Annotated in this window: 24 protein-coding genes, 2 tRNA genes and 1 riboswitch; of the genes, 15 read left to right on the top strand and 11 right to left on the bottom strand. The window is 73.3% G+C overall.

Going from position 1 to position 25,803, the window contains the following annotated elements; translation table 11 throughout:
- The first annotated feature begins 175 nt into the window (after positions 1 to 175).
- From DMB38_RS24645 to DMB38_RS24620, 6 genes are all read left to right on the top strand, one after another.
- Positions 176 to 982, top strand: a complete 807-nt coding sequence (locus DMB38_RS24645) for a GntR family transcriptional regulator (RefSeq protein ID WP_173534882.1) — start codon at positions 176 to 178, stop codon at positions 980 to 982.
- Between the two features lie 184 nt (positions 983 to 1,166).
- A complete protein-coding gene (locus DMB38_RS24640) occupies positions 1,167 to 3,389 on the top strand; it encodes a carbon starvation CstA family protein (RefSeq protein ID WP_206337737.1) in 2,223 nt (740 codons plus the stop codon).
- On the top strand, positions 3,386 to 3,589 hold the full coding sequence (locus tag DMB38_RS24635; protein WP_125936982.1) for a YbdD/YjiX family protein: 204 nt from the start codon (positions 3,386 to 3,388) through the stop codon (positions 3,587 to 3,589). Before DMB38_RS24640 ends, DMB38_RS24635 begins: the two co-directional genes overlap by 4 nt.
- 95 nt (positions 3,590 to 3,684) lie before the next feature.
- On the top strand, positions 3,685 to 4,203 hold the full coding sequence (locus DMB38_RS24630) for a GNAT family N-acetyltransferase (protein ID WP_125936981.1): 519 nt from the start codon (positions 3,685 to 3,687) through the stop codon (positions 4,201 to 4,203).
- Between the two features lie 38 nt (positions 4,204 to 4,241).
- A riboswitch (cobalamin riboswitch) is annotated at positions 4,242 to 4,409 on the top strand.
- A 123-nt stretch (positions 4,410 to 4,532) separates the two neighbouring features.
- Positions 4,533 to 6,956 carry a ribonucleoside-diphosphate reductase subunit alpha gene (locus DMB38_RS24625; protein ID WP_125936980.1) on the top strand — a complete coding sequence of 808 codons (2,424 nt, stop codon included), beginning with the start codon at positions 4,533 to 4,535 and terminating at the stop codon, positions 6,954 to 6,956.
- The gene (locus tag DMB38_RS24620; protein ID WP_047017957.1) at positions 6,953 to 7,972 is read left to right on the top strand and encodes a ribonucleotide-diphosphate reductase subunit beta; all 1,020 of its coding nucleotides are present in this window, start codon (positions 6,953 to 6,955) and stop codon (positions 7,970 to 7,972) included. Before DMB38_RS24625 ends, DMB38_RS24620 begins: the two co-directional genes overlap by 4 nt.
- Before the next feature lie 130 nt (positions 7,973 to 8,102).
- Here DMB38_RS24620 and DMB38_RS24615 read toward each other — a convergent pair whose 3' ends face one another.
- The 7 genes from DMB38_RS24615 to DMB38_RS24585 form a co-directional block, all read right to left on the bottom strand.
- Positions 8,103 to 8,837 carry a D-Ala-D-Ala carboxypeptidase family metallohydrolase gene (locus DMB38_RS24615; protein ID WP_125936979.1) on the bottom strand — a complete coding sequence of 245 codons (735 nt, stop codon included), beginning with the start codon at positions 8,835 to 8,837 and terminating at the stop codon, positions 8,103 to 8,105.
- Between the two features lie 164 nt (positions 8,838 to 9,001).
- Complete coding sequence (gene def / locus DMB38_RS24610) at positions 9,002 to 9,649, bottom strand: peptide deformylase (protein ID WP_125936978.1); 648 nt, start codon at positions 9,647 to 9,649, stop codon at positions 9,002 to 9,004.
- Between the two features lie 85 nt (positions 9,650 to 9,734).
- Positions 9,735 to 10,727, bottom strand: a complete 993-nt coding sequence (locus DMB38_RS24605; protein WP_047017954.1) for a tetratricopeptide repeat domain-containing protein — start codon at positions 10,725 to 10,727, stop codon at positions 9,735 to 9,737.
- A 164-nt stretch (positions 10,728 to 10,891) separates the two neighbouring features.
- A complete protein-coding gene (locus DMB38_RS24600; protein ID WP_125936977.1) occupies positions 10,892 to 12,205 on the bottom strand; it encodes an HD domain-containing protein in 1,314 nt (437 codons plus the stop codon).
- A complete protein-coding gene (locus DMB38_RS24595) occupies positions 12,202 to 13,602 on the bottom strand; it encodes an HD-GYP domain-containing protein (protein ID WP_240662447.1) in 1,401 nt (466 codons plus the stop codon). The genes DMB38_RS24600 and DMB38_RS24595 overlap by 4 nt, the downstream gene beginning before the upstream one ends.
- Positions 13,603 to 13,698: 96 nt before the next feature.
- Positions 13,699 to 14,040 (bottom strand): mycothiol system anti-sigma-R factor, encoded by a 342-nt coding sequence (rsrA, locus tag DMB38_RS24590; RefSeq protein ID WP_125936976.1) that lies wholly within the window; start codon positions 14,038 to 14,040, stop codon positions 13,699 to 13,701.
- Positions 14,037 to 14,720, bottom strand: coding sequence for a sigma-70 family RNA polymerase sigma factor (locus tag DMB38_RS24585; protein ID WP_125939245.1), 684 nt, complete (start codon positions 14,718 to 14,720; stop codon positions 14,037 to 14,039). Before DMB38_RS24585 ends, rsrA begins: the two co-directional genes overlap by 4 nt.
- A gap of 348 nt (positions 14,721 to 15,068) precedes the next feature.
- Here DMB38_RS24585 and DMB38_RS24580 point away from each other — a divergent pair, with 348 nt between their 5' ends.
- A complete protein-coding gene (locus DMB38_RS24580; protein ID WP_125936975.1) occupies positions 15,069 to 15,701 on the top strand; it encodes an alpha/beta family hydrolase in 633 nt (210 codons plus the stop codon).
- Positions 15,702 to 15,788: 87 nt separating this feature from the next.
- Here DMB38_RS24580 and DMB38_RS24575 read toward each other — a convergent pair whose 3' ends face one another.
- Complete coding sequence (locus tag DMB38_RS24575) at positions 15,789 to 16,610, bottom strand: SOS response-associated peptidase (protein WP_125936974.1); 822 nt, start codon at positions 16,608 to 16,610, stop codon at positions 15,789 to 15,791.
- A gap of 82 nt (positions 16,611 to 16,692) precedes the next feature.
- Between DMB38_RS24575 and DMB38_RS24570 the strand changes: the two genes are divergently transcribed.
- From DMB38_RS24570 to DMB38_RS24555, 4 genes are all read left to right on the top strand, one after another.
- Positions 16,693 to 17,406: a M50 family metallopeptidase gene (locus DMB38_RS24570; protein ID WP_125936973.1), complete on the top strand. Its 714-nt coding sequence runs from the start codon at positions 16,693 to 16,695 to the stop codon at positions 17,404 to 17,406.
- Between the two features lie 120 nt (positions 17,407 to 17,526).
- Positions 17,527 to 18,924, top strand: a complete 1,398-nt coding sequence (gene aroA, locus DMB38_RS24565; protein ID WP_240662446.1) for a 3-phosphoshikimate 1-carboxyvinyltransferase — start codon at positions 17,527 to 17,529, stop codon at positions 18,922 to 18,924.
- Positions 18,925 to 18,932: 8 nt separating this feature from the next.
- Complete coding sequence (gene rsgA, locus DMB38_RS24560; protein WP_125936972.1) at positions 18,933 to 19,940, top strand: ribosome small subunit-dependent GTPase A; 1,008 nt, start codon at positions 18,933 to 18,935, stop codon at positions 19,938 to 19,940.
- A gap of 108 nt (positions 19,941 to 20,048) precedes the next feature.
- Positions 20,049 to 20,372 carry a multidrug efflux SMR transporter gene (locus tag DMB38_RS24555; RefSeq protein ID WP_047017947.1) on the top strand — a complete coding sequence of 108 codons (324 nt, stop codon included), beginning with the start codon at positions 20,049 to 20,051 and terminating at the stop codon, positions 20,370 to 20,372.
- Here DMB38_RS24555 and DMB38_RS24550 read toward each other — a convergent pair.
- Positions 20,338 to 20,970, bottom strand: coding sequence for a TetR/AcrR family transcriptional regulator (locus tag DMB38_RS24550; protein WP_125936971.1), 633 nt, complete (start codon positions 20,968 to 20,970; stop codon positions 20,338 to 20,340). The genes DMB38_RS24555 and DMB38_RS24550 overlap by 35 nt on opposite strands.
- Positions 20,971 to 21,109: 139 nt before the next feature.
- On the opposite strand from DMB38_RS24550, the gene hisN reads away from it, so the two are divergent.
- The 4 genes from hisN (at position 21,110) to DMB38_RS24530 (ending at position 23,268) form a co-directional block, all read left to right on the top strand.
- The gene (hisN, locus tag DMB38_RS24545) at positions 21,110 to 21,904 is read left to right on the top strand and encodes a histidinol-phosphatase (protein ID WP_047017945.1); all 795 of its coding nucleotides are present in this window, start codon (positions 21,110 to 21,112) and stop codon (positions 21,902 to 21,904) included.
- A 187-nt stretch (positions 21,905 to 22,091) separates the two neighbouring features.
- Positions 22,092 to 22,502: a CBS domain-containing protein gene (locus DMB38_RS24540; RefSeq protein WP_125936970.1), complete on the top strand. Its 411-nt coding sequence runs from the start codon at positions 22,092 to 22,094 to the stop codon at positions 22,500 to 22,502.
- Positions 22,503 to 22,722: 220 nt separating this feature from the next.
- Positions 22,723 to 23,145: a Fur family transcriptional regulator gene (locus DMB38_RS24535; RefSeq protein ID WP_047017943.1), complete on the top strand. Its 423-nt coding sequence runs from the start codon at positions 22,723 to 22,725 to the stop codon at positions 23,143 to 23,145.
- 46 nt (positions 23,146 to 23,191) lie between these two features.
- Positions 23,192 to 23,268, top strand: a tRNA-Met gene (locus tag DMB38_RS24530).
- Between the two features lie 183 nt (positions 23,269 to 23,451).
- On the opposite strand, the gene DMB38_RS24525 is transcribed toward DMB38_RS24530, so the two are convergent.
- Positions 23,452 to 25,257 (bottom strand): tetratricopeptide repeat protein, encoded by a 1,806-nt coding sequence (locus tag DMB38_RS24525; protein WP_125939243.1) that lies wholly within the window; start codon positions 25,255 to 25,257, stop codon positions 23,452 to 23,454.
- A gap of 375 nt (positions 25,258 to 25,632) precedes the next feature.
- Positions 25,633 to 25,706, bottom strand: a tRNA-Met gene (locus tag DMB38_RS24520).
- Between the last annotated feature and the right edge of the window lie 97 nt (positions 25,707 to 25,803).

Raw genomic sequence — 25,803 nt, 5'->3', positions numbered from 1 at the left:
CTGGACCAATCGTGGAACGAAGCCTGGCCTAGACCAATGAGGGTGTCAAGGGTGTGCGGCCTGCTGGTTCGGCTTCCGTTACCGGACCGACATGTGAGCTATCCCGTCACCCCGCGAGTGCACCGACGGGTGACGAGCCGTGCCAGGATGTGAGCCGCTACCAGACGGAGGAGTCATGAGGACGAACGCCGGACCGGCCGAGGGAACGTCGGCTGCGACGGTACCGGCAGCCGACGAGCCGGGACGTGCCGGGGGCAGCACCGGGCGGACCACCCGCGTGCCCAAGTACTACCGGCTCAAGCGGCATTTGCTGGAGATGACCGAGACCCTGCCTCCCGGCACCCCGGTGCCGCCGGAGCGCACGCTCGCCTCCGAGTTCGACACCTCCCGTACGACCGTGCGCCAGGCGCTGCAGGAGCTGGTCGTCGAGGGTCGGCTGGAGCGGATCCAGGGCAAGGGCACGTTCGTGGCCAAGCCCAAGGTCTCGCAGGCCCTCCAATTGACCTCGTACACCGAGGACATGCGCGCCCAGGGCCTCGAACCCACCTCGCAACTGCTGGACATTGGCTACGTCACCGCCGGCGACCAGCTCGCCGAGCGGCTCGACATCACCCCCGGCGGGCGGGTACTGCGCATCGAGCGGCTGCGCCTGGCCAACGGCGAGCCGATGGCCATCGAGACCACCCACCTGTCCGCGAAGCGCTTCCCGGCGCTGCGCCGCAGCCTGGTCAAGCACTCCTCGCTCTACACCGCGCTCGCCGAGGTCTACGACGTCCACCTGGCCGAGGCCGAGGAGACCATCGAGACCTCGCTGGCCACGCCGCGCGAGGCGGGCCTGCTGGGCACGGACACGGGCCTGCCGATGCTGATGCTCTCGCGCCACTCCGTCGACACCCACGGCGAGCCGGTGGAGTGGGTCCGCTCGGTCTACCGCGGCGACCGCTACAAGTTCGTCGCCCGCCTCCGCCGCCCGGTGGGCTGAGCGGCCGCGCGGCGGCGTTCCCGGCCCGGCGCCGGGCCGCCGCCGCGCTCCGCCCCGGCCGCAGGGCCCCGGCCGGGGCTTTCGTGATCGGATAGCGACTGATCGCCCTAGTGACGGCGGCCTGCCCCTGCTCTACATTTCGAGCGCATTGCAAGAGATTGAGAGCTCAGGGGACGGAGCCGCCATGACTGTGCAAGCACCCCCGGACGTGCCGAAAAAGCCACGTCTCGAACCGAAGAGCGTCATCCTGTGGACCGCCGTGGCCCTGGTGGGCGCCGTCGGCTGGACCATGCTGGCGCTCTCCCGGGGCGAGGAGGTCTCGGCGGCCTGGATGGTGGCGGCGGCCCTCGGCTCGTACGCCATCGGCTACCGCTTCTACTCGAAGTTCATCGCCTACCGCGTGCTCAAGGCCGACAAGACGCGCGCCACCCCCGCGGAACGGCTCGACAACGGCATCGACTTCCAGCCCACCGACCGCCGGGTCCTCCTCGGCCACCACTTCGCCGCGATCTCCGGCGCCGGCCCGCTCGTCGGCCCGGTGCTGGCGGCGCAGATGGGCTTCCTGCCGGGCACGATCTGGATCGTCGCGGGCGTGATCTTCGCGGGCGCGGTCCAGGACATGGTGGTGCTCTTCTTCTCCACCCGCCGCAACGGCCGTTCGCTCGGCCAGATGGCGCGCGAGGAGATCGGCCCGGTGGGCGGCGCCGCCGCGCTGCTCGCGGTCTTCGCGATCATGATCATCCTGCTGGCGGTGCTGGCGCTGGTCATCGTCAACGCGCTGGCGGAGTCCCCCTGGGGCACGTTCTCCATCGGCATGACGATCCCGATCGCCCTCTTCATGGGCTTCTACCTGCGGATGATCCGTCCCGGACGGGTCGCGGAGGTGTCGCTGATCGGCATCGCCCTGCTGCTGCTCGCGCTGGTCGCGGGCCGCTGGGTGGCCGAGTCCTCGCTCGCGGACACGTTCACGCTGAGCAAGGAGTCGCTGGTCATCTGGATGGTCATCTACGCCTTCATCGCCTCGGTGCTGCCGGTGTGGATGCTGCTCGCGCCGCGCGACTACCTGTCGACGTTCATGAAGCTCGGCACCATCGCGCTGCTCTTCATCGGCGTGGTCGTGGCCGCGCCGACGCTGAAGATGGAGGGCGTCACCGACTTCGCGGGCGAGGGCACGGGACCGGTCTTCGCCGGCTCGCTCTTCCCGTTCGTCTTCATCACCATCGCCTGCGGCGCCCTGTCCGGCTTCCACTCCCTCATCTCCTCCGGCACCACGCCCAAGATGGTGCAGAAGGAGACGCAGATCCGGATGATCGGCTACGGCTCCATGCTGATGGAGTCCTCCGTCGCGATCGTGGCGATGATCGCCGCCTGTGTGCTGGACCCGGGACTGTACTTCGCGATGAACTCCGCGCCCACGGTGATCGGCGACACCGCGCAGTCGGCGTCACAGGCGATCCAGGGCTTCGGGTACGAGATCACGCCAGCGGCACTGCAGGCGGCGGCCGACTCCGTCGAGGAGTCGACGCTGCTGTCCCGTACCGGCGGCGCACCGACGTTCGCCATCGGCGTCTCGGAGATCTTCTCCGACGTGACCGGGGACAGTCTCAAGGCGTTCTGGTATCACTTCGCGATCATGTTCGAGGCGCTCTTCATCCTCACCGCGCTGGACGCGGGCACCCGGGTGGGCCGCTTCATGCTCCAGGACACCCTCGGCAACATCTACAAGCCGCTCAAGCGCGTGAGCTGGTGGCCGGGGCTCATCGCCACCAGCGCGGTCGTCGTGGGCCTGTGGGGCTACTTCCTCTGGGTCGGCGTCAACGATCCCCTCGGCGGCATCAACCAGCTCTTCCCGCTCTTCGGCATCACCAACCAGTTGCTCGGCGCGGTCGCGCTGACGATCTGCACCACGCTGCTGATCAAGTCGGGACGGCTGAAGTGGGCCTGGGTGACGGGCATCCCGCTGATCTGGGTCGCCGTGGTCACGCTCACCGCGAGCTGGCAGAAGGTCTTCTCCGACGACCCGCGGGTCGGCTTCTTCGCCCAGGGCGACGTGGCGCAGGAGGGCATCGACTCCGGCAAGCTGTCCGGGCAGGAGCTGGAGGACGCCGAGACGATCGTCACCAACACGACCGTCGACGGGGTGCTCTCCGCGGTCTTCGCGCTGCTGGTGGTCGTGGTGATCCTGGACGCGGCCCGGGTGTGCGTGAAGTCGCTGCGCAACCCGGAGTCCGTGGTCAGCCATGAGGAGCCGTACCACGAGTCGTCGTACGTGGCACCGGCCCAACTGATCGCGACCAAGGAGGAGAAGGAGGAGCTGGCCGCGGCGGGGCTGGGCAGCGGCGGCGGGTTCAAGCCGGGCACGGGACCGGGTGCCGGCGGCGGTACGCGGGACGGAGGGGGCTCATGACCGGGACGGCCGCGCTGGCGGCGGCCGGGCGCAAGGTCTGGTGGTACGTCCGCGAGGTGATCGGCGACACGGCGTACGAGCGCTACGTCGAGCACCTGCACGGGCACGACCCCGACGCGAAGGTGCCCACCCGGCGCGAGTTCGAGCGGATGCGCACGGACGCGGGCGACGACCCGCGCAAGGGCTTCCGCTGCTGCTGAGCGCGGTGCGGCACGGGCCGCGGACGTACGGGCCGCCGTCCCCGGCTTCCGGGGGCGGCGGCCCGTTGTCGGTGGGGCAGGGCAGACTCGGGGGTATGGACTTCACGGTGCGGCCGGTGCGGCCGGAGGAGTACGAGCGGGCGGGCGAGCTGGTCGCCGAGGCGTATCTGGCGGACGGACTGCTGACGTTCGGCGAGGACGACGAGTACGTGCACGAGCTGCGGGACGTGCGCCGCCGGGCGGCGGCGGAGCGCGCCGAGGTGCTGGTCGCGGTCGAGGGGGACGCCGGCGCGGTCGGCGGGGACGTGCTGGGCAGTGTGACGTTCGTGACGGCGGGGTCGCCGTTCGCGGAGCTGAGCGGTCCCGGCGAGGGCGAGTTCCGGATGCTGGCGGTGGCCCGGGAGGCGCGCGGCCGGGGCGTGGGCGAGGCGCTCGTACGGGCCTGTCTGGACCGTTCGCGGGAGCTGGGGGCGCACCGGGTGGTGCTGTCCAGCACCCCGCAGATGGGCACGGCCCACCGGCTGTACGAGCGGCTGGGGTTCGTCCGCACCCCGGCGCGGGACTGGCTGCCGCTGCCGGATCTGCCGCTCTGGGCCTTCGTCGCGGACCTCTGACGCCCGACCGAGAGGCGACACAACATATAGGGGTGCTTCCACGACGAGCCACTAGATGTATGCTCGTCCTAGCTGCCGACGCAGGGGAATCCGGTGGAAGTCCGGAGCTGTCCCGCAACGGTGAGCGATGTACGGGCATGCCTGCCACGCGCCGGCGGGTCCGTCTGTCGTGAGCCCGAAAACCTGCGGCAGCGATCGATGACGTCCGGGTCTCGTGGATTGGGCTCGCGGACGCACACGGGGTGCCTCGACGGATGTGGCATGCCCGCCTGCGCCCGTACCGCAGCCTCTCCCGCGCGGCCCCCCGCCGAGCGAGGGAGAGCAGCATCTTGACGATCGCACCACCGGCCGCGCCTACGGAGCCCGCCTCCGCCACCCCCCGTGCCGGCGAAGGACCGGCCGCCGCGCTCACCCGCACCCTCGCCGAGCTCGCCGCCGACCTGCCCGCCACCGACCCCGCCCGGGTCGCCGCGGACGCGCTGCGCGGACGGCACCCGGGCTCCGGCGAGGCGGAGTTGCGGGAGCTGGCCACCGAGGCCGCGGCGGCGCTCATCGCCGAGGAGCCGGAGTACTCGAAACTGGCCGCCCGGCTGCTCACCCGGGCCGTCGCCGAGGAGGCCGCGGGCCAGGGCGCCACGAGCTTCTCCGCCGCGATCGCCGTGGGCCACCGCGAGGGCATCGTCGCCGACGCCACCGCCGCGTTCGTCCGGCGGCACGCCGCCCGCCTCGACGCGCTGGTCGACGAGGCCGTGGCCGAGGGCCGCGACGACCTCTTCGGCTACTTCGGCCTGCGTACGGTCTCCACCCGCTATCTGCTGCGCCACCCCACCGAGCGCGCGGTCATCGAGACCGCCCAGCACTTCTTCCTCCGCGTCGCCTGCGGGCTGGCCGCCGGCGACTCCGACGCCGACGTGGCCGAAGTCGCCGAGCTGTACGGGCTGATGAGCCGCCTCGGGTACCTGCCCTCCTCCCCCACCCTCTTCAACTCCGGCACCCGCCACCCGCAGATGTCGTCCTGCTACCTGCTGGACTCCCCGCTCGACGAGCTGGACTCGATCTACGAGCGCTACCACCAGGTCGCCCGGCTCTCCAAGCACTCCGGCGGCATCGGCATCCCCTTCACCCGGGTCCGCTCCCGCGGCTCGCTGATCCGCGGCACCAACGGCCACTCCAACGGCATCGTCCCGTTCCTGCGCACCCTGGACGCCTCCGTCGCCGCCGTGAACCAGGGCGGCAAGCGCAAGGGCGCCGCCTGCGTCTACCTGGAGCCCTGGCACGCCGACGTCGAGGAGTTCCTGGAGCTGCGGGACAACACCGGCGAGGAGGCCCGCCGCACCCACAACCTCAACCTCGCGCACTGGATCCCGGACGAGTTCATGCGCCGCGTCGAGGCCGACGGCCCCTGGTCGCTCTTCTCGCCCGCCGACGTGCCCGAGCTGACCGACCTCTACGGCGCCGAGTTCGACGCGGCGTACGCCCGCGCGGAGGCCGAGGGGCGGTACGTCAGGCAGATCCCCGCGCGGCAGTTGTACGGCCGGATGATGCGTACCCTCGCGCAGACCGGCAACGGCTGGATGACCTTCAAGGACGCCGCCAACCGCACCGCCAACCAGACCGCGGAGCCCGGCGCCGTCGTGCACTCCTCGAACCTCTGCACCGAGATCCTGGAGGTCTCGGACGACGGCGAGACCGCGGTGTGCAACCTCGGCTCGGTCAACCTCGCCGCCCATCTCGGCGACACCGCCGGCGGCTGGGAGGGGGCGATGGACTGGGAGAAGCTGGACGCCACGGTCCGTACCGCCGTGACGTTCCTCGACCGCGTCGTGGACATCAACTTCTACCCCACCGGGCAGGCCGCGGCGTCCAACTCCCGCTGGCGGCCCGTGGGCCTGGGCGTGATGGGCCTCCAGGACGTCTTCTTCCGGCTGCGGCTGCCGTTCGACTCCCCGGCGGCGCGGGCGCTGTCCACCCGTATCGCCGAGCGCATCATGCTCGCCGCGTACGCCGCCTCCGCCGACCTCGCCGAGCGGCACGGCGCGCACCCGGCCTGGTCTCGCACCCGTGCCGCCCGCGGCGTGCTCCACCCCGACCACTACCCCGAGGCCGGCGCGGTCTGGCCGGAGCGCTGGACCGCGCTGCGCGCCCGGATCGCGGGGACGGGGCTGCGGAATTCGCTGCTGCTGGCCATCGCGCCGACCGCGACGATCGCCTCCATCGCCGGCGTCTACGAGTGCATCGAGCCGCAGGTCTCCAACCTCTTCAAGCGCGAGACGCTGAGCGGCGAGTTCCTCCAGGTCAACTCCTACCTGGTGGCCGAGCTGAAGGCGCTCGGGGTGTGGGACGCGCAGACCCGCGAGGCGCTGCGCGAGCACGACGGTTCCGTACAGGAGCTGACCTGGATCCCCGAGGAGGTCCGGGCGCGGTACCGCACGGCGTGGGAGATGCCGCAGCGCGCGCTGATCGACATGGCCGCGGCCCGTACGCCCTACCTCGACCAGGCCCAGTCGCTCAACCTCTTCATGGCCGCGCCGACCATCGGCAAGCTCAGCTCGATGTATGCCTACGCCTGGAAGTCCGGGCTGAAGACGACGTACTACCTGCGCTCCCGCCCGGCGACCCGGATCGCCCGCTCGGCCCGCGCCGCCGCGTCCACCGGCGCCGCCCCCGTACCCCTGCCCGTCCAGCAGCCGCACGCCGACGACGCCGTCGCCTGCTCCCTGGAGAACCCCGAGACCTGCGAGGCCTGCCAGTGACCACCGCCACCGGAGCCAAGAACCTGCTCGACCCGGGCTTCGAGCTGACCCTGCGCCCCATGCGCTACCCGGACTTCTACGAGCGCTACCGGGACGCGATCAAGAACACCTGGACCGTCGAGGAGGTCGACCTCCACTCCGACGTCTCCGACCTCGCGAAGCTCTCGCCAGGCGAACAGCACCTCATCGGCCGGCTGGTGGCGTTCTTCGCCACCGGCGACTCGATCGTGGCGAACAACCTGGTGCTCACGCTCTACAAGCACATCAACTCGCCGGAGGCCCGCCTCTACCTCTCCCGCCAGCTCTTCGAGGAGGCCGTGCACGTCCAGTTCTACCTGACGCTGCTGGACACCTACCTCCCCGACCCGGACGAGCGGGCCGCGGCGTTCGCCGCCGTCGAGAACATCCCGTCGATCCGCGAGAAGGCGCAGTTCTGCTTCCGCTGGATGGACTCCGTGGAGAACATCGAGCGGCTGGAGACCAGGGAGGACCGCCGCCGCTTCCTGCTCAACCTCATCTGCTTCGCCGCCTGCATCGAGGGCCTCTTCTTCTACGGCGCGTTCGCGTACGTCTACTGGCTGCGCTCCCGCGGTCTGCTGCACGGGCTCGCGACGGGCACGAACTGGGTGTTCCGCGACGAGAGCATGCACATGGACTTCGCGTTCTCCGTGGTCGACACGGTCCGCGAGGAGGAGCCGGGGCTCTTCGACGAGGAGCTGGGGCGGCAGGTGCGCGACATGCTCGACGAGGCGGTGCGCGCGGAGCTGCAGTTCGCGCGGGACCTGTGCGGCGACGGCCTGCCGGGGATGAACACCGACTCGATGCGCGCGTATCTGGAGTGCGTGGCGGACCAGCGGCTGGCCCGGCTGGGCTTCGCGCCCGTGTACGGGTCGCAGAACCCCTTCGCGTTCATGGAGTTGCAGGACGTGCAGGAGCTGACGAACTTCTTCGAGCGCCGCCCGTCCGCGTACCAGGTGGCCGTGGAGGGCTCGGTCGGGTTCGACGACGAGTTCTGAGCGCCGCCTGCCGGGCGGCAGATGAGCCGCGGCGCCGGCCGGACCCTGCCGCGGGGGGCGGGTCCGGCCGGCGGCCGCTTGCTGCTGCGGCGGCGTTGCCGCGCCGCTTGTGCTGCTGCGCCGCCCGCGGTCAGATGCCGCAGGAGGGAGCCGACCAGTAGCGCGAGGACCGGCCGTCCACGTGCGTGTGGTCGTTGTGGCCCGGGTAGCCGGGACCGAGGATCCCGCCGAAGCCGTGGGTACGCGCCTGCTGGGCCAGCCGGCAGAACGACGGGGAGCCGACGAGGTCGGCCGCCGTGCCGTACAGATGCTGGCTGTTGGAGGCGCCGCCGACCGCGCTGTTGCACGAGGTGGAGCGGAAGCCGCTGCTGATGTTGATGGGAACGTCGCCCAGCGCGTGCCTCATCGCCTCCAGCTTCCACATGGTGCGCTTGGCGTTCTCCTTGGCTGTCGCCGCGGATACCGCGCCACCGCTCCAGGTGGAGTTGCACTTGTTCAGTTCGCCGTAGGTGAAGTGAATCGGCGTGCAGTCGGCGTCCTGGAGGCTGTAGATCTTGTTGAACGTGTTGGTGCCCGCGACACCGTCCGAGGCGAGCCCGTACGCGCTCTGGAACTTGGCGACCGCGGCCTTGGTGCGCGGGCCGAAGTTGCCGTCGACGGCGAGGATTTCGCCGGACGTCACGTGCCCGGCCACCCGGATCTGCAGTTGGGTGACGTCCGCGCCGGACATGCCTTCCTTGAGCGTGCGGTTCCAGGTGTAGCACGAGTCCGCCTGCGCGGTGCCGGCGGTCGCGACCGTACCGACGACACCCGCCGCCGCGATCATGACGATGCTGAGGATGAGTCTGACCGTACGTCTGAGCATGGGGCCTCCGTGCCGTACGAATGGGGGGCTCCGAGCCTCGCGTGCGCCGGGCGCACGGTCAACGCGCCGCCATGGCGCCAGTGGACTGGACCACTGCCGTAACCGCCGCGCAAGAGGCGGCGGTCACGGCCCGCGGGCGGCGGATCCGGGCAGGCCGGGGGGCGTCAGTCGTTGGGGACGGTCTCGTACCGCGGGGTGTTCTCGGCCATCTGCTCCATGACGTCCTTGCGCTCGCGCTTGGAGAGCCGGTCGATGTAGAGCCGCCCGTAGAGGTGGTCCGTCTCGTGCTGCAGGCAGCGGGCGAAGTAGCCCGTCCCGGCCACCCGGAGGGGGTTGCCGTCGAGGTCGCGGCCGCTCACCACCGCATAGTCGGGGCGGGCCAGCGACATGTACGCGCCGGGGACGGACAGGCACCCCTCGTTGCCGTCGTCGAGCTGCCGGCGCTCGGCGGGCAGCTCCTCCAGCACGGGGTTGCACACGGCGCCCACGTGCCGCACGCCGTCGTCGTCCGGGCAGTCGTAGACGAAGACCTTGAGGTCGACCCCGATCTGGTTGGCCGCCAGGCCCACGCCCTCCGCGGCCCGCTGGCTGGCGAACATGTCGTCCACGAGCCGCCGCAGCGCGTCGTCGAACTCCGTCACGTCCCGGCACTCGCGGTGCAGCACCGGATTGCCGACCACCGTGATCGGCCGGGCCGTGCCCCGCTCGCGGGCCGCCCGCTCGCGCGCCTCCGCGTCCGTCACGTCGTCGATGAACACGTCCGGCGACTCCGCTTCCCGCCCCGCCTGCTCCTGCTCCGCCTGCTGCGTCATGCTCGCCGTACGCCTTCCTGGTTCCCGCCCTCACGAGCTTCTGTGAAAAGACCGGAGTCCAGGGTACGGCCAGGTTCCGACAGCCTCAGACGACTTCCTCCAGATCCCGCCAGTCCCGGGTGTCCGGGCTGTCCGCCGCCCAGCTCTCCAGCAGCCCGCGCACCAGGGACGCGGGCGCGGCTATCCCGCACTCGCGCTCCGGCACCCACAGCCCGTCCTCGGTGCGGTGCACCAGCGGGCCCGGCTGGCCCGGCTCGCTGTGGTCGTGCGGGTCGAGGGTCGCCTGCAGCGAGCCCTCGGCGCTGGGCATGCAGCTCTCCGAGCAGGTACGGCAGAGCAGCCGCACCGACGACGACCAGTCCTCGGCCGCGTACCCCGCCTCGGCCGCCAGCAGCTCGACGGCGTCCCGGTCCGCCTCGGTGGCGGCCTCCAGCAGCACCACCCACGTCGGCACCGGCGAGGGCGCCCAGAGCTCTATCTCGTCGAAGACCGGGTACGAGGGCCCCGCCAGCGTCGCCCGCTCGCCGTGCGGCACCCCGTCGTGCAGCACGACCTCGCCCCAGCGCCGCCCCGACGACGGCAGCGGGATGCTCTGCACCTCGATCCGGGCCGGGTCGAGACGGCGGCCCCAGACGACCTCCGCCTCGCCCTCGGGCGACAGCCGCACCGCGGCGCTGCCCAGGTCCATGTCCTCCGGCGGGTCGGTGGCCCCCTGGTGCGCGGCGCCGCCGGGCACGCTCAGCCCGTACGCCTGCCAGGCCCGCCGCGCCAGCGGCCAGTCCTGGAGCGCGGTGGCGGCGATGCCGACGTTCCACCAGTCGGGCGCGCCCGTCTCGCGGTCGAGCAGCGCGACGGCCCGCAGGCCCGCGGCGCGCGCCTGCTCCCAGTCGTGCCGGAACTTGTGCAGCAGCGCAAGGTTGAACCACGACTCCGACAGCCAGGGCTCCAGGCCCGCGGCACGGGTGAGCAGCGCGCCCGCGTCGTCGTACCGGCCGTCGCCGATCAACGTGAACGCGCGGTCGGTCGCCTGCCGCCACGAGGCGGAGGGCCGATGCCGTGTTCTGCCGAAGATCCTCACGATTCCTGCCTGCCGTCTTTGACTCCAGGATGACCACTGTGCGGCCCGTCCGCACGGCGTGCTCTCCCGGGGGGCGCCGTTGCTCCCCGCAACTTCCTGTCCGCTCGGGTGCCGGGCTATGCCCGCATCCAACCACGCGGTGCCGTACACCCGCTTCTTACCGGTCAGTTCGCGCACACGCCACTCGCCAGCACCTCCCGCAGCGCGTCCACCACGACCGGGTCGTACTCGTCCGCAGTGGCCAGCCGGAGCCGCTCCAGGGCCGCCAGCGGCCCGGCGGCGACCGCGCCCTCACCCTTCGCGTTCCCCGCCACCAGCACGTCGTATGCGGCCGCCACGCGCACGATACGGGCCGCGACCGGCTGGTCACGGTACGGCTCCGCCTGCCGCTCCACGACGACGGCGACCTCGGCGGCCACCCCGGTCTGCCGCACCACCGCGCCGCCGAGCAGGGCGACGCGCCGCCGGTCGGCGAGGCTCTCGGCACCGGGCGGCACGGTCCCGTCGCCGCCGGGCGGCACCGGGTCGGCCAGGGAGAGCTTGCCGAGGTCGTGCATGAGCGCGGCCTGCTCCAGCACGTCCAGCTCCCGCTCGGAGAGCCCGCGTACCCGGCCGATCGCCCGGCTGAGGGCGGCGACGCGGTGGGCGTGGCCCTGGCTGTGGTAGCCGGCCATCTCGGTCGCGCGGGCCAGGGAGGCGATGGTCTGGCGGTACGTGCGGCGTACCGCGGCGTAGCGGCGGAACGAGACCTGGGTGAGCAGCAGGGGCAGGCTCAGCACGGGCAGCGCCCAGGGCCCGGCCACCTGCGCGGCCAGCGCGATGACGACGCCGGTCGCGCACATCGCGGAGCCCACGCCGGGCAGGGCGCGCAGCTCGTCGCGGAGCAGGGGGCCGTACGGCCAGCCGGTGCGGGCCCGGGCGAGGCAGGCGGCGAGCACGGCGTCGCAGAGCGCGGTGAGGGCGAGGACGCCGAGCAGCGCCAGGACGTAGCCGGGGCCCGCGGCGAGGCCCGCGACGGGGCCGCCGTCGCCGTCGACGGGGGCGCCGGCGCAGAGGGGTCGGCAGCAGGCGGCGGCGAAGGCGGTGCCGAGGACCCGGCGCACCAGGTGCTCGGCGGTGGGGCCGCGGCCCCGGGCGACGTGCGGGACGGCGCCGACGACGGTGGCGGTGAAGGACACGGCGGCGATCTCCAGGACCGCGCCGCCGGCCGCGTCCGCCGGGATGCAGAGCAGCGCGTACCCGAGCGCGCCGGCGGTCGCCAACGGCGCGGGGATGCGCGCGGGGGCGCCCGCGCGGTGGTCTCCCGCCACCTCGCCGAGCACGATGAGGAGGCCGAAGGCGAGCGCGGCCTCGGGCTGGGCGAGCCCGTGCGTGAGCGTCCAGCAGAACCCGGCCGCGGTCGCCGCCCCCGCGGCCCCGACCGCCACGCGCACCTCGGGCGGGGTCCGGTGCCGGGCGCGGCGAACCGATTCGCTCACGGGGCGCCACCGCTGCGTACGACGTCCGCCGTACCGCCCGCCGTACCGCCCGCCGTGCCGTCCCCGCGCCGCTCGCCGGTCCCGCCGCGCAGCGGCGCGGGGACGGCGGCCGGCTCGTCCGCGGTGACCTCGGCGTGCCAGCCGCGGCGCCCGATCGCACCGGCCAGCGCGCGCACCATCCGGGGGTCGAACTGCGCACCCGCGCACCGCCGCAGCTCCGCCAGCGCGGCGGGCACCTCGCGGGCGCGGCGGTAGGAGCGGGTCGACGTCATGGCGTCGAAGGCGTCGGCGACCGCGACCACCCGGGCGTATTCCGGAATCGCTTCGCCGGTGAGCCCGTACGGGTAACCGCCGCCGTCCATCCGCTCGTGGTGGTGGAGGATCGCCGAGCGCACCTCCTCCAGGAAGCCGATGCCGCGGACGATCTCGTGCCCGTACTCCGGGTGCAGCTCGATGACCCGCCGCTCCTCCGGCGTCAGCGGCCCGTCCTTGCGCAGGATGCGCGTCGGCACGCCGAGCTTGCCCACGTCGTGCAGGATCCCGGCGAACCGCAGGACCTCCTGCCGCCGCTCGTCCATGCCCAGCTCGCGCGCGATGAGCACCGACGCGCGGCCGACCCGCTCGCTGTGCCCGCGGGTGTAGCGGTCCTTGATGTCCACGGCCTGCACCAGCGCGCGGATCGTCGCCTGGTGCGCCGCCCGTTCGCGGTTGGCCTGGGCGAACGCCCAGCAGGAGATGGCCATCGGCAGCAGCACGAGCAGCCCGCTGGCGGGCCCGTGCGGGCTGTGCCAGAGCATCGCCATCATCAGCCCGGCGAGCCCGTGCACGAGGTACGTGCCCGCCGCCGCGGGCGCGCCGGCGAGCGCGGCGCGCGGGGAGCGGCGCTCGGCGGCGGCCTGCATGAGGGCGGCCAGGCAGGTGAGGACGGTCCAGAAGGCCGCGACCGCGGCGAGCGCGGCGGGCAGCAGTTCGGGGAATCCGGCCTCGCCGAGCCTGGCGTCCCCGGGCATGCGCCCGGCGGCGTACGCGGCCGCCCAGCCGGCGAGCGCGAGTTCCGCGGCCCGCCACAGCCGCCGCGGGGCGGCGGGCTGCTCGGCGATCCGGGCGGTCAGCGCGCCCGGAAGGGGGACGAGGGCCGCCGCGGAGGGCGGCAGCAGAAACGCTCCTGCAAGGAGGACCGGGAAGAACGCGCCGATACCGTCGGGCACCCGTCCGGCCAGCGGCGGGACGCGCCAGAGGTGTTCACCGGCCGCGTAGACGACGGCCAGCAGGGCCAGCGCCGCCCAGGGGATCGCGGCCCCGGGCAGCAGCGCGGGAGCGGCGCACGCCGCGGTGGCGAGGAGTGCGCACAGCAGACAGCCGCGCCCGGCCGCAGAGACCTGCGCCACCTGCCCCATGCGCCCCACGCTCCTCGTCCCGGCTGTACTCCGTACGAGTTGGGGAGCATAGGGCGGCACCTACGGCCGAATGGGGCGCAGTTGCGTAAAAGAACACTACGAGGCGGGTGGATTCGCACCTTCGAGTGACGTGGGGCGGCCCTCGTCCCCGCCGTCGAGCACCGGCTGTTCCGGTACCTCGTCGCCGGACCTGATGGTGTCGATGCGGCCCATCACCTTCGCGCGCAGATCCGCCGGTACGTCGTCCTGCCCGCAGCAGCGCTTGACGAGCTTCTTCACGGCCTGCTCCAGGCCGTACTTCTCCAGACAGGGGCTGCATTCGTCGAAGTGCACCTGGAACTTCGCGCAGTCGCCTTCCGGCATCTCCTTGTCGAGATACTCGTAGAGGTGGTCGAGGACCTCTGAGCAATCCGTCTCGTGCGGCTCTCCGCAGCTCATGATCCCGAACCCTTTCCCGTGTGCGACCCGGCCGACTCAGGACCGGCACCCGCCGGCATCAGGCCGCGCTCCTGCGCGTAGTCCTCCAGGAGACCGCGCAACTGGCGGCGACCGCGGTGCAGCCGGGACATGACCGTACCGATCGGTGTCCCCATGATGTCCGCGATCTCCTTGTAGGCAAAGCCCTCGACGTCCGCCAGATAGACCGCGATCCGGAACTCCTCCGGAATCGCCTGGAGGGCCTCCTTCACGTCCGAGTCCGGCAGGTGGTCCAGCGCCTGGGCCTCGGCGGAGCGCAGGCCGGTCGACATGTGCGACTCGGCACGGGCGAGCTGCCAGTCCTCGATCTCCTCGGCGGCACTGCGCTGCGGCTCACGCTGCTTCTTGCGGTACGAGTTGATGAACGTGTTGGTCAGGATGCGGTAGAGCCACGCCTTGAGGTTCGTGCCCTCGCGGAACTGGTGGAAGGACGCGTACGCCTTGGCATAGGTCTCCTGCACCAGGTCCTCCGCGTCGGCGGGATTGCGCGTCATGCGCAGCGCGGCCGAGTACATCTGGTCGAGGAACTGGAGCGCGTCACGCTCGAAGCGTGCGTTCCGCTCGGCGGACGTCTCCTCGGGCGTCTTCGGCTCCTCGGCCGCCCCGCCCTTCCCCGTGTCGGTCCCAGTGACGAGACCCACCTCCTCCAGCACCGTGGTGGAGCCTCCCGTGGCCCCGTACGGTTCGGAGGATAGACGACGTACGTGCACATCCGCCGCCCAGTACTTCTCCGCTGCCTCCGGCTGCGGACGCGACGGGCATGCGACCCCGGTCATGCGTTTCCCTTCGACGATCGCGTGACGTATACCGCTGAGAACGCTCGCCGCCGATGCCGCATTCCCCGGGCGGACCGGGTGACCATCCGCCGGGTACGGGCCCGGGCCTGCCCGGACGCGTACGAAGGGGCGCGGACGCGGGAGGGCACGGATCTGCGGCGTCGCCTGTGCCGGAGCGCCGGGGGCGCGGGCCGCTCGCCTAGATTGTGGTGGGTGAAGCCCACCACCCAGACCGTCGCCACCCCGCCCGGTGACGCCCGGATCACCTGGCACCGGGCCGCCCGGCCGCGCCTCGTGCTCGCGCTGAGCCACGGCGCCGGCGGCGGCATCGAGGCCCGTGATCTGCGGGCGCTGGCCGGCGCGCTGCCCGCCGAAGGGGTCACCGTCGCTCTCGTCGAGCAGCCGTGGCGGGTCGCGGGACGCAAGCTGGCGCCCGCGCCCAAGACCCTCGACGCCGGCTGGACGGCGCTCTGGCCCGCCCTGGAGAAGCCCGGCGTGCCGGTCGTCGCGGGCGGCCGGAGCGCCGGCGCCCGGGTCGCGTGCCGGACCGCCCGGGACCTCGGTGCCCTGGCGGTGCTCGCCCTGGCCTTCCCGCTGCACCCGCCGGGCAAGCCGGAGAAGTCGCGGCTGGCGGAGCTGCTGGACGCGGGGGTGCCGACGCGCGTGGTGCAGGGCGAGCGCGACCCGTTCGGCGGGCCCGCGGAGTTCCCGGCGGAGGTCGACGTCGTGCCCGTGCCGTACGCGGACCACGGCTTCGCCGTGGCCAAGAGCGCGCCGCCCGACGAGGCCGGGACCGCCGCCACGATCACCGCCGCCGCGGCGGACTGGCTCGCCGGCCTGCACTGAACCTGCACTGAAGTCGCACCCGTACCCGCGCCACCGCCGCCCCGCGGAGCGCCGTGGCAGCCGGCCCTGAGGCCCGGAACGCGGACCCTAGAACAGGGTCTCCTCCTCCGGCGCCGCTATCTCCTCCACCAGCTCCGCGCCGTTGTTGCGCACGTCGCTCACCTTCGTGGACACCGGGAACGCCCGCAGCAGCCCCGGCGGGGGCGGGGTCAGCAGTTCGCGCAGCGCCTCCGGGTCCTTGTTGGCCGGGTCGAGCCAGGCGTCCCAGCGGTCCGGGGTGAGCATCAGCGGCATCCGCGGGTGGATCTCGGCGAGGGTGTGCGGCCCCGACTCCCCCGCGGAACCGCCGGCCAGCTCCGTGCTCTCCGCCTCCGTCGTGACCACCGTGCACGTCACCCACCACGCGCGCGGGTCGTCGTCCGGCAGCGTCTTGTCCCGCCAGAACTCGAAGAGCCCCGCCATCGCGAAGACCGAGCCGTCGGCCGGGGTGACGAAGTACGGCTGCTTGCGGGGCCGCTTCTTCTTCCCCTGCTCCTCCAACTGCCGCTCGCCCTTGAACGTCAGCCACTCGAAGTAGCCGTCGGCCGGCAGCAGGCAGCGCCGGGAGGCGAAGGCGCGGCGGTAGGCAGGCTTCTCGTGCACGGTCTCGGCCCTGGCGTTGATCATCTTCACGCCCAGGTCCGGGTTCTTCGCCCAGGACGGCACGAGGCCCCAGCGCAGCGTCCGCAACTGGCGCACGGGGCGGGGGTCGTCCGAGTCCCGCTCGGGGCGCTCCAGCACCGCGTACACGTTCTTGGTGGGCGCCACGTTGTAGTCGGGCGCGAGCGTCTCCTCCGCGTCCCACTTCTCCACCTCGAAGAGGTGGACGAGGTCCTCGGGTTTCCTGCTCGCCGCGTACCGTCCGCACATGGGTGACAAGACTGCCACGCCCCTCTGACAGCCCGCACACGGTGCCTTGGCTACCCTGCTCGTCCGAGCACCGGGAGGGCACATGGAAGGAACCAGCCTCGGCGAGCTGTGGGACCGCGTCGTCGGCACCCAGCCGGACCCCTCGGAGTGGCTGGTCGTGGTGACGGGGCTGGTGGCGCTCTCCGTCGTGCTGCCCTGGGGCATATGGCGGGTGGCGCGCAACGCCGTCACCATCGCGCACGAGGGCGGCCACGGCCTCGTCGCCGTGCTCACCGGCCGCCGCCTGGAGGGCATACGCCTGCACTCCGACACCTCGGGCCTGACCGTCAGCCGCGGCAAGCCCTCCGGCCTCGGCATGGTCCTCACCGCCGCCTCCGGCTACACCGCACCGCCGCTGCTCGGCCTCGCCGGTGCCTGGCTGCTGGCCGACGGGCGCATCACGGCGGCGCTGTGGGGCGCGATCGCCCTGCTCGCGGCGATGCTGCTGATGATCAGGAACGCGTACGGGGTGGTGACCGTCGTCCTCACCGGGGCCGCGTTCTTCCTCGTCTCCTGGCTCACCGAGCCCGACGTGCAGGCGGCGTTCGCGTACGGGGCCGTGTGGTTCCTGCTGCTCGGCGGCGTGCGGCCGGTCTTCGAGCTGCAGCGCAAGCGGCGCCGCGGCGAGGCGCCGCAGTCCGACGCCGACCAGTTGGGGCGGCTGACGCACACCCCGGCCGGGCTGTGGGTCTTGCTGTTCTACGTCGTCGCGCTCTGCGCCCTCGCCGGCGGCGCCCGCTGGCTGCTCGACCTCTGATCCGCCCGGCGCCCCCGCTCCCGCCCGCGACCCCGGCGCCGCCGTCCACAACCCGCCGGTTGTCCACAGGCGGCGGGCGAACCCTGCGAGCGGCGGTGCCGCCCGCATAGGGTGAGTGCCATGACCGCTTCGCAGAGCAGCCCCTGGCCCGCGCCGACCGCCTCCGGCCCGGTGACGGCGGCCGTCACCGTGCCCGGATCGAAGTCGGTCACGAACCGGGCGCTGGTGCTCGCCGCGCTCGCCTCCGGGCCCGGCCGGCTGCGCCGGCCGCTGCGTTCGCGCGACAGCGCCCTGATGGCGGGCGGCCTGCGGGCCCTCGGCGTCGGCATAGAGGAGGGCATGGGCCCGGACGGCACCGAGGAGTGGCGCGTCACCCCCGGCGGCGGCCTGCGGGGCGACGCCGCGGTGGACGTGGGCAACGCGGGCACGGTCATGCGCTTCCTGCCGCCCGTCGCCGCCCTGGCCGACGGCCCGGTCCGCTTCGACGGCGACCCGCGCAGCCACGAGCGCCCGCTGCACGGCGTGATCGACGCGCTGCGCGCCCTCGGCGCCAGGATCGACGACACCGCGCAGGGCAGCCCCGGCGCCCTGCCGCTGACGGTGTACGGGGAGGGGACGCTGCGGGGCGGTCCTGTCGAGGTCGACGCCTCCTCGTCCTCCCAGTTCGTCAGCGCGCTGCTGCTCTCCGCGCCGCGCTTCGACAAGGGCGTGGAGCTGCGGCACACGGGCGACCGGCTGCCCTCGCTGCCGCACATCCGGATGACCGTGGAGATGCTGCGGGGTGCCGGCGCCGAGGTGGACGCGCCGGAGGACGGCGGGGAGCCGCACGTGTGGCGGGTGGCGCCGGGCGGCCTGCGCGGGCGGGACCTGACGGTGGAGCCGGACCTGTCGAACGCCCAGCCGTTCCTGGCCGCCGCGCTCGTCACCGGCGGCAGGGTGACGATTCGCGACTGGCCCCGGCGGACCACGCAGCCCGGGGACGCGCTGCGCGAGATCTTCACGGAGATGGGCGGCTCCTGCGAGCTGGTGACCACGGGGGACCGCACGGACCTCGTCTTCACCGGTGCCTCCTCGGCGGGCGGCGTCCGCGGCATCGACATCGACCTCTCCGAGGTCGGCGAGCTGACGCCCGGCATCGCCGCGGTGGCGGCGCTCGCGGGCTCGCCGTCCCGGCTGCGCGGCGTCGGCCATCTGCGGCTGCACGAGACGGACCGGCTCGCCGCCCTCACCCGGGAGATCAACGGGCTGGGGGGCGACGTCACCGAGACCGCGGACGGCCTGGAGATCCGCCCCCGCGCGCTGCACGGCGGCGTCTTCCACACGTACGACGACCACCGGATGGCCACCGCGGGCGCGGTCCTGGGCCTGCTGGTGAAGGGGGTGCGGGTGGAGAACGTGGAGACGACCGCCAAGACCCTGCCCGACTTCCCCCGGATGTGGGCCGGACTGCTGGCCGGGACGGACACCGGGCCCGGGTCCGCAGCCGGTGCGCCCGCCGCCCAGGACCCGAGAGACTGATCCACGCGATGCGGCGCTACGGCAAGAACCCCGACGAGGACGACGTCCGCGTACGCCCGGACCGCCGGGGCAGCCGCCCCCGCAGCCGCAACCGCCCCAAGCACGAGGACGCCGCCGAGGGCCTCGTCCTCACCGTCGACCGCGGCCGCATCACCTGCCTCGTCCGGGAGCGCACCATCACCGCCATGAAGGCCCGCGAGCTGGGCCGCAAGGGCATCGTCGTCGGGGACCGGGTCGCCGTCGTCGGGGACGTCTCCGGCGACCCCGGGACGCTGGCGCGCATCGTCCGCGTCGAGGAGCGCACGTCGGTGCTGCGCCGCACGGCGGACGACGACGATCCGTACGAGCGCGTGGTCGTGGCCAACGCCGACCAGTTGGCCATCGTCACCGCGCTCGCCGACCCGCCGCCGCGGCCGCGGCTGGTGGACCGCTGCCTGGTCGCCGCGTACGACGGCGGGCTCGACCCGCTGCTCGTGCTCACGAAGTCGGACCTGGCGCCCGCGGACGAGCTGCTGGAGTCGTACGCGCCACTGGGCGTCCGCGCCGTCGCCTGCAACCGCGACGAGCTGGCCACCGGCGAGGGCGCCGCCCGCGTGCTGGACCTGCTCACCGACCGCGTCACCGCCTTCGTCGGCCACAGCGGCGTCGGCAAGACCACCCTGGTCAACGCGCTCGTGCCGGAGCGCCAGCGGGCCACCGGCGAGGTGAACGTCGTCACCGGCCGCGGCCGGCACACCACCACGTCCGCGCTCGCCCTGCCGCTGCCCGACGAGAAGGGCTGGGTCATCGACACCCCGGGCGTGCGGTCGTTCGGCCTGGCGCACGTGGATCCCTCGCGCGTCATCCACGCCTTCCCCGACCTGGAGCCCGGGACGGCGGACTGCCCGCGCAACTGCAGCCACGACGAGCCGGACTGCGCGCTGGACGCCTGGGTCGCCGGGGGCCACGCCGATCCCGCCCGGCTGGCCTCGCTGCGCCGCCTGCTCGCCACCCGCGAGCGCCGGGAAGGGGACTGACCGCGGCCGGGCCATGGGCCGCCGAAGCGTTTCGGCAGGTCCGTCGCCCCCGCGGACGCGTGTTGGGCATAATCGCAGGAGCGTCAACCGAACGGGAGGCACTACACGATGGCGTGGCTGCTGGTCGTCGTGGCCGGAATCCTCGAAACCGGCTTCGCCGTCTGCCTCAAGCTCTCCCACGGCTTCACCCGGCTCTGGCCGACGGTCGCCTTCTGCGTCTTCGCGCTCGGCAGCTTCGGCCTGCTGACGCTGTCGCTGAAGAAGCTCGACGTCGGCCCGGCGTACGCGGTGTGGACGGGCATCGGTGCCGCGGGCACCGCGATCTACGGCATGGCCTTCCTCGGCGACATGGTCTCCACGCTGAAGCTCGTCTCCATCTCGCTGGTGATCGTCGGCGTCATCGGCCTGCAGTTGTCCGGCTCGGCGCACTGAGCGCCAGCAGCCCGCGCACCGTACGCTCCACGTCCTCGCCCCGGGCCGCCGGCGCGATCACGTAGGAGAGCGTCAGCCGGGTCACCGCCTCGCAGACCCGGCGGCGTTCGCCGAGGGTCCCCGGCAACTGCTCCTCCAGCGCCCGCAGTACCCGGTCGCGCACCTCCTCGACCAGCTCGGCCGGCGTCTCCACGGACGGGTCCCGGCGCCGTGCGCCCGGCGTCCCGCCCCGGGCGGGCACGCGCCGCGCCGGGGTCGGCAGTTGCTCGCCCCAGCAGCCGGTGAGCGCGGCGCGCACCAGCGGGTTGCCGCGCGCGGCGCGCAGGGTCCAGGCCACCAGGGCGAGCAGCCGGCCACCGGCGTCGGCGCCGGATCTGCGGGCACCCGCCAGCGTCCGTTCCACGCCCGCGAGATAGCCGTCGATCTCGCGTCTGACGAGGGCCTGGGCGAGCCCCTCCTTGCTGCCGAACTCGTTGTAGAGGGTCTGGCGGGACACCCCGGCCGCGGCGGCGACGTCGACCATCCGCACCGCCGCCCAGGGCCGGCTCCTGAGCGCCGCGAAGGCGGCGTCGAGAAGTGACTCTCGCGCTGTGGGCATCCTGGCCTCCAGAGGGCGACCGTGCGCTCAGAATTGACGCACCGCCAGGTGCTGTCAAGGGTCCGTACGGGGGGCTCGGAGGCCCGCCACGCGCGCGGGCGAAGGTTGGCGGCGCACCTTTGGGGTTACTGTTCGTTGCATGGCCGGTTTTCATGATGATCTGCGTCTCGCCCACGTCCTGGCGGACGCCGCCGACGCCACCACGATGGAGCGGTTCAAGGCCCTCGACCTGAAGGTCGAGACGAAGCCGGACCTCACTCCGGTGTCGGAGGCGGACAGATCGGCGGAGGAGCTGATCCGCTCCTCACTGCGCCGCGCCCGGCCACGCGATGCCGTGATGGGCGAGGAGTACGGCACCGAGGGCACGGGCCCGCGGCGCTGGATCATCGACCCCATCGACGGCACGAAGAACTACGTGCGCGGCGTCCCCGTCTGGGCGACGCTCATCGCGCTGATGGCGCCGGGTCCCGAGGGCAACCAGCCGGTCGTCGGCGTGGTGTCGGCGCCGGCCCTCGGCCGCCGGTGGTGGGCGGTGCAGGGCGGGGGCGCGTACACCGGCCGCAGCCTGGCGAAGGCGAGCCCGCTGCGGGTGTCGGGCGTCCAGCGCATCGAGGACGCCTCGTTCGCGTACTCCTCGCTGCACGGCTGGGACGAGCGCGGCCGGCTCGACGGCTTCCTGCACCTCACCCGCGACTGCTGGCGCAGCCGGGGGTACGGGGACTTCTGGCCGTACATGATGGTCGCCGAGGGGACGGTGGACATCTGCGCGGAGCCGGAGCTGTCGCTGTGGGACATGGCGGCGTGCGCGGCGATCGTGGCGGAGGCGGGCGGCTCGTTCACCGGTCTCGACGGCGAGCCCGGACCGCACAGCGGCAACGCCGCGGCGTCCAACGGGCTGCTCCACCAGGAACTGCTGAAGTATCTCGGCCCGTAGCCGCGCGTCGGGACCGCCGGCCAAACCCGCGCCCGGAGGCGCGGGGGCCGGCGGCCGGGCATCTCCCGCCTCTTGTTGCACTCTCCTCAGCGTGCCAGTCTGGGCACTGACAGACCTTGTGAACTTGTGAAATCCTTCACAGGTCGCGCAAGGGCCCGTTCGTACGCCTAGGAGGTGGCTCCACCCCATGCTCGTCCGCGACGCCATGAGCACGGTGGTCCTCACCATCGGCCCCGCACACACACTCCGCCAGGCCGCCCGGCTGATGTCGGCGCGGCGCGTCGGCGCGGCGATCGTCTTCGACCCCGACACCAGCGGGCTCGGCATCCTGACCGAGCGCGACATCCTCAACTCCGTCGGCGCGGGCCAGGACCCGGACACCGAGAAAGCCGACGACCACACGACCACGGACGTCGTCTTCGCCGCACCCGGCTGGACCCTCGACGACGCCGCCGACGCCATGACGCACGGCAGCTTCCGCCATCTGATCGTCCTCGACGACGCGGAGCCGGTGGGCGTCGTGTCGGTACGCGACATCATCCGCTGCTGGACCCCCGCGCGGCAGGCATCGGAGCGCCGCGAGACAGCCCTCGCGTAGCACGCCCGACGCGTCAGAGGGGCCGGGAGCCCGACCGGCATCCCGACCCCTCTGTCCGTGCACGGCAACCGGTCCGCGCCCGCGCAGGGCCTGGAGCGCGAACCCGGAACCGATCGCCGCAGTCTGGCAGCGAGCCTACATTAGACATAGTCCAAGTCAAGATCCCCATGAAGTTCGTATGGGTTCTGGCCATAGAGCGGTGCGCTGCTACCCTGAATGCATGAGCGACCTCCTGGAGCGACTGCGCGGCCGTGGCTTCCGGCTCACCGCACAGCGGCGAGTCGTGGCCGAGGTCCTGGACGGCGACCACGTGCACTACACGGCCGACGAAGTACTGGCGCGTGCCACCGCCCGGCTCCCGGAGATCTCCCGGGCGACCGTCTACAACACGCTGGGCGAGCTGGTCGCCCTCGGTGAAGTGCTCGAGGTCAGCACGGACGGCCGCGCCAAGCGGTACGACCCGAACGCCCACAGTGCGCACCAGCACCTGGTCTGCAGCCGCTGCGGCTCGATCCGCGACGTACGCCCGGAGGGCGATCTGCTGTCGACGCTGCCCGAGGCCGAGCGCTTCGGCTTCCGGGTCTCCGGCGCGGAGGTCACGTATCGCGGCGTCTGCCCGGACTGCGCGGAGCGCAGCGCTTAGCAATTTGCACTGGTCGATGGGCCAGGGGTAGTGTTGGTTTCACCGACGCGGGGTGGAGCAGCTCGGTAGCTCGCTGGGCTCATAACCCAGAGGTCGCAGGTTCAAATCCTGTCCCCGCTACCACTGACGGAGGCCCGGACCACATGGTCCGGGCCTCCGTCGTTGTCTATGCGCGGGCGAACACCACGCGGAAGCGGCCGGCGGCTGTGTGCCACCGGCCGCTTCCGGCCGTACGAAGCCCTGCCGGGCCGGCCCGCGCCGTCACGCGCCTCCCGGCGGCGGCCGGGGACCGCCCGGGCCGTTCCCTCAGGCGGTCAGCTCCTGCGCGAGCGCGTCCCGCAGCCGGGCGGCGCGCTCCGCGACCTCCGCGGGGCCCAGCTCCACCGCGCGCGACGACCAGTGCTGGCTCTCCGGCAGGTCGCCCCGCCGGGCCGCCAGCAGCGCCAGCCGCAGCGCCGCGCGGCCGTGGCCGTGCTCCGCGGCCCGGCGCCACCAGATCGCCGCCTCCGGCACGCTGCCCTCCCGGGCCAGCAGCAGGCCCAGGTTGAACGCGCCGTTGCGGCTGCCGGCCTCCGCCGCGGCCCGGTACCACCGGCCCGCGGCCTCCGTGTCGCCCCGGGCGGCCGCGCGCATGCCCAGCCGCACCTGGGCACGCCGGTGCCCCTGCCGCGCGGCCTGCTCGTACCACCGCTCGCACTCGGCGGCGTCGGCGTCCGAGCCGCCCGCGTCGCCGGCCGTACCCGCGGCACCCGCGCCGCCCCACGCCCGCGCACCGCGCGAGCCCGCGGCGTCCGGCCCCGCTCCGGGCCCGGGCCGCCGGTCGTCCAGCAGCGCCGCCAGCCGGAACGCGCCCTCGGCGCTGCCGCCCTCGGCGGCCGTCCGCAGGCGGTGCTCGGCGTCCTTCTCCTCGCCCTCGCGCAGCAGCGCGATGCCGACCTGCAGCGCGGCCTCCACGTGCCCGGCCGACGCGGCGCGCTCGTACCACTGCCGCGCGCCCGTCTCGTCGTCCCGGCCCGCGTGGATGATCCCGAGGTTGAACGCCGCGTCGACGCTGCCCGCCTCCGCGGCCTTCGAGAACCACGGCTCGGCGCCCGCGGCGTCGCCGCGCTGCAGCAGCAGCACGGCCAGCGCGTTGGCCGCCTCGCAGTGACCCGTGTACGCGGCCTGCCGGTACCACTGCTCGGCCTGCTCGACCCGGTTCTCCCCGGCGCACAGCAGCGCCAGGTTGTACGCACCGTTGACGTCGCCCGCACCGAGCGCGGCCCGGTACCACCGCTCCGCCTCCTGCGGCTCGCCGCGGTCGGCGTAGAGCGCGCCGAGCGCGTTCGCCGCGTTGCCGTCGCCGTCCTTGGCCGCCTGGCGCCACCACACGGCCGCGCTGGCGTCGTCCCCGGCGTCGCGCAGCAGAAAGCCCAGCGCGCAGGCCGCGCGCGGCTCGCCGCCCCGCGCGGAGATCACGTACCACCGGCCGGCCTCCTGCGACTCGCCGCGCTCCTCCAGGAGCGTGCCGAGGTGCAGCGCGGCGCGCACGTGCCCGCGCGCGGCGGCCTGCCGGTACCACTGCTCGGCCTCGGCGACCGGGTCGTCGCCGGCCCCCGGCCCGTCGCGGACGAGGCTCACCGCGCCCGGCGCCGCCGGGGGCGTCAGCCGCGTACCGGTCTCGACGCCGCTGCCGGACCCGGCCCGGGTGCCGGTGTCCAGGATGCGCGCGAGACGGTACGCCGCCTCGCGGTGCCCCTTGTCGGCGGCGATCCGGAACCAGCGCTCCGCGCCCACGTCGCTGCGGTGCTCCAGCAGGTCGGCGAGGGCGTACGCGCCCAGCGCGTGGCCGGCCTCGGCGGACTGGCGCAGCCAGTACTCGGCGCCGGGCTCGTCGCCGTTCTCCCGGTAGTAGCGCCCCAGCGCGTGCGCGGCGGCGGGCGAGCCGCCGACCGCGGCGATGCGCCACCAGCCGGCCGCCTCGTGCACCTGGCCGCGCTGGTAGAGCAGCACGCCCAGGTTGTTCGCCGCGGCGCGGTCGCCCTCGGCGGTCGCCGCGCGCAGCACCGGCTCCGCGCCGTCGAGGTCCCCCTTGCGCAGCAGGGCGGCGCCCTCCGCGCTGAGCTGCGCCACGGCCGGATCCGGGCCGCGCGCAGCACTCGACTCACCGGCGGCGGGAGCCTTGCGCTCCTGCCCGCCGGTGCCCCCTGTCTTACGGGCGTCCAACACCCTTGCCTCGTCCCCCATGAGGTCCATCGTCGCACCACCTGCAACCCGCGTACACCTGGTATACCGCAGCCAGGAAGGTCACTTCAGCGGTTTGTCGACTTCCCGACACAACGACTGAACAAACCTTGTCACGCCGACACCCCTCAAAACAATGACCTCGGAAACACACACACGACGCATCCGTCCCCCTCACCACACCGCCCCCACGGTGCACACGGATCACGCGGCAGGAACACGTCGAGGCCCGGAGTCCGATGGACTCCGGGCCTCGATCTCGCGTAGCGGGGACAGGATTTGAACCTGCGACCTCTGGGTTATGAGCCCAGCGAGCTACCGAGCTGCTCCACCCCGCGTCGTGTGCCGTAAGGCTATCACGCTGCCGGGGGCCCCAACGCCGCCCGTCCTCGCGGCCCGTGGCCCGCCGGACGTCACGTCCGGCGGGCCACGGCG

It is taken from the genome of Streptomyces sp. WAC 06738 (assembly GCF_003945505.1).
In the GTDB taxonomy this organism is placed as follows: Bacteria; Actinomycetota; Actinomycetes; order Streptomycetales; family Streptomycetaceae; genus Streptomyces.
This window is presented reverse-complemented; position numbering and strand designations above follow the sequence as displayed.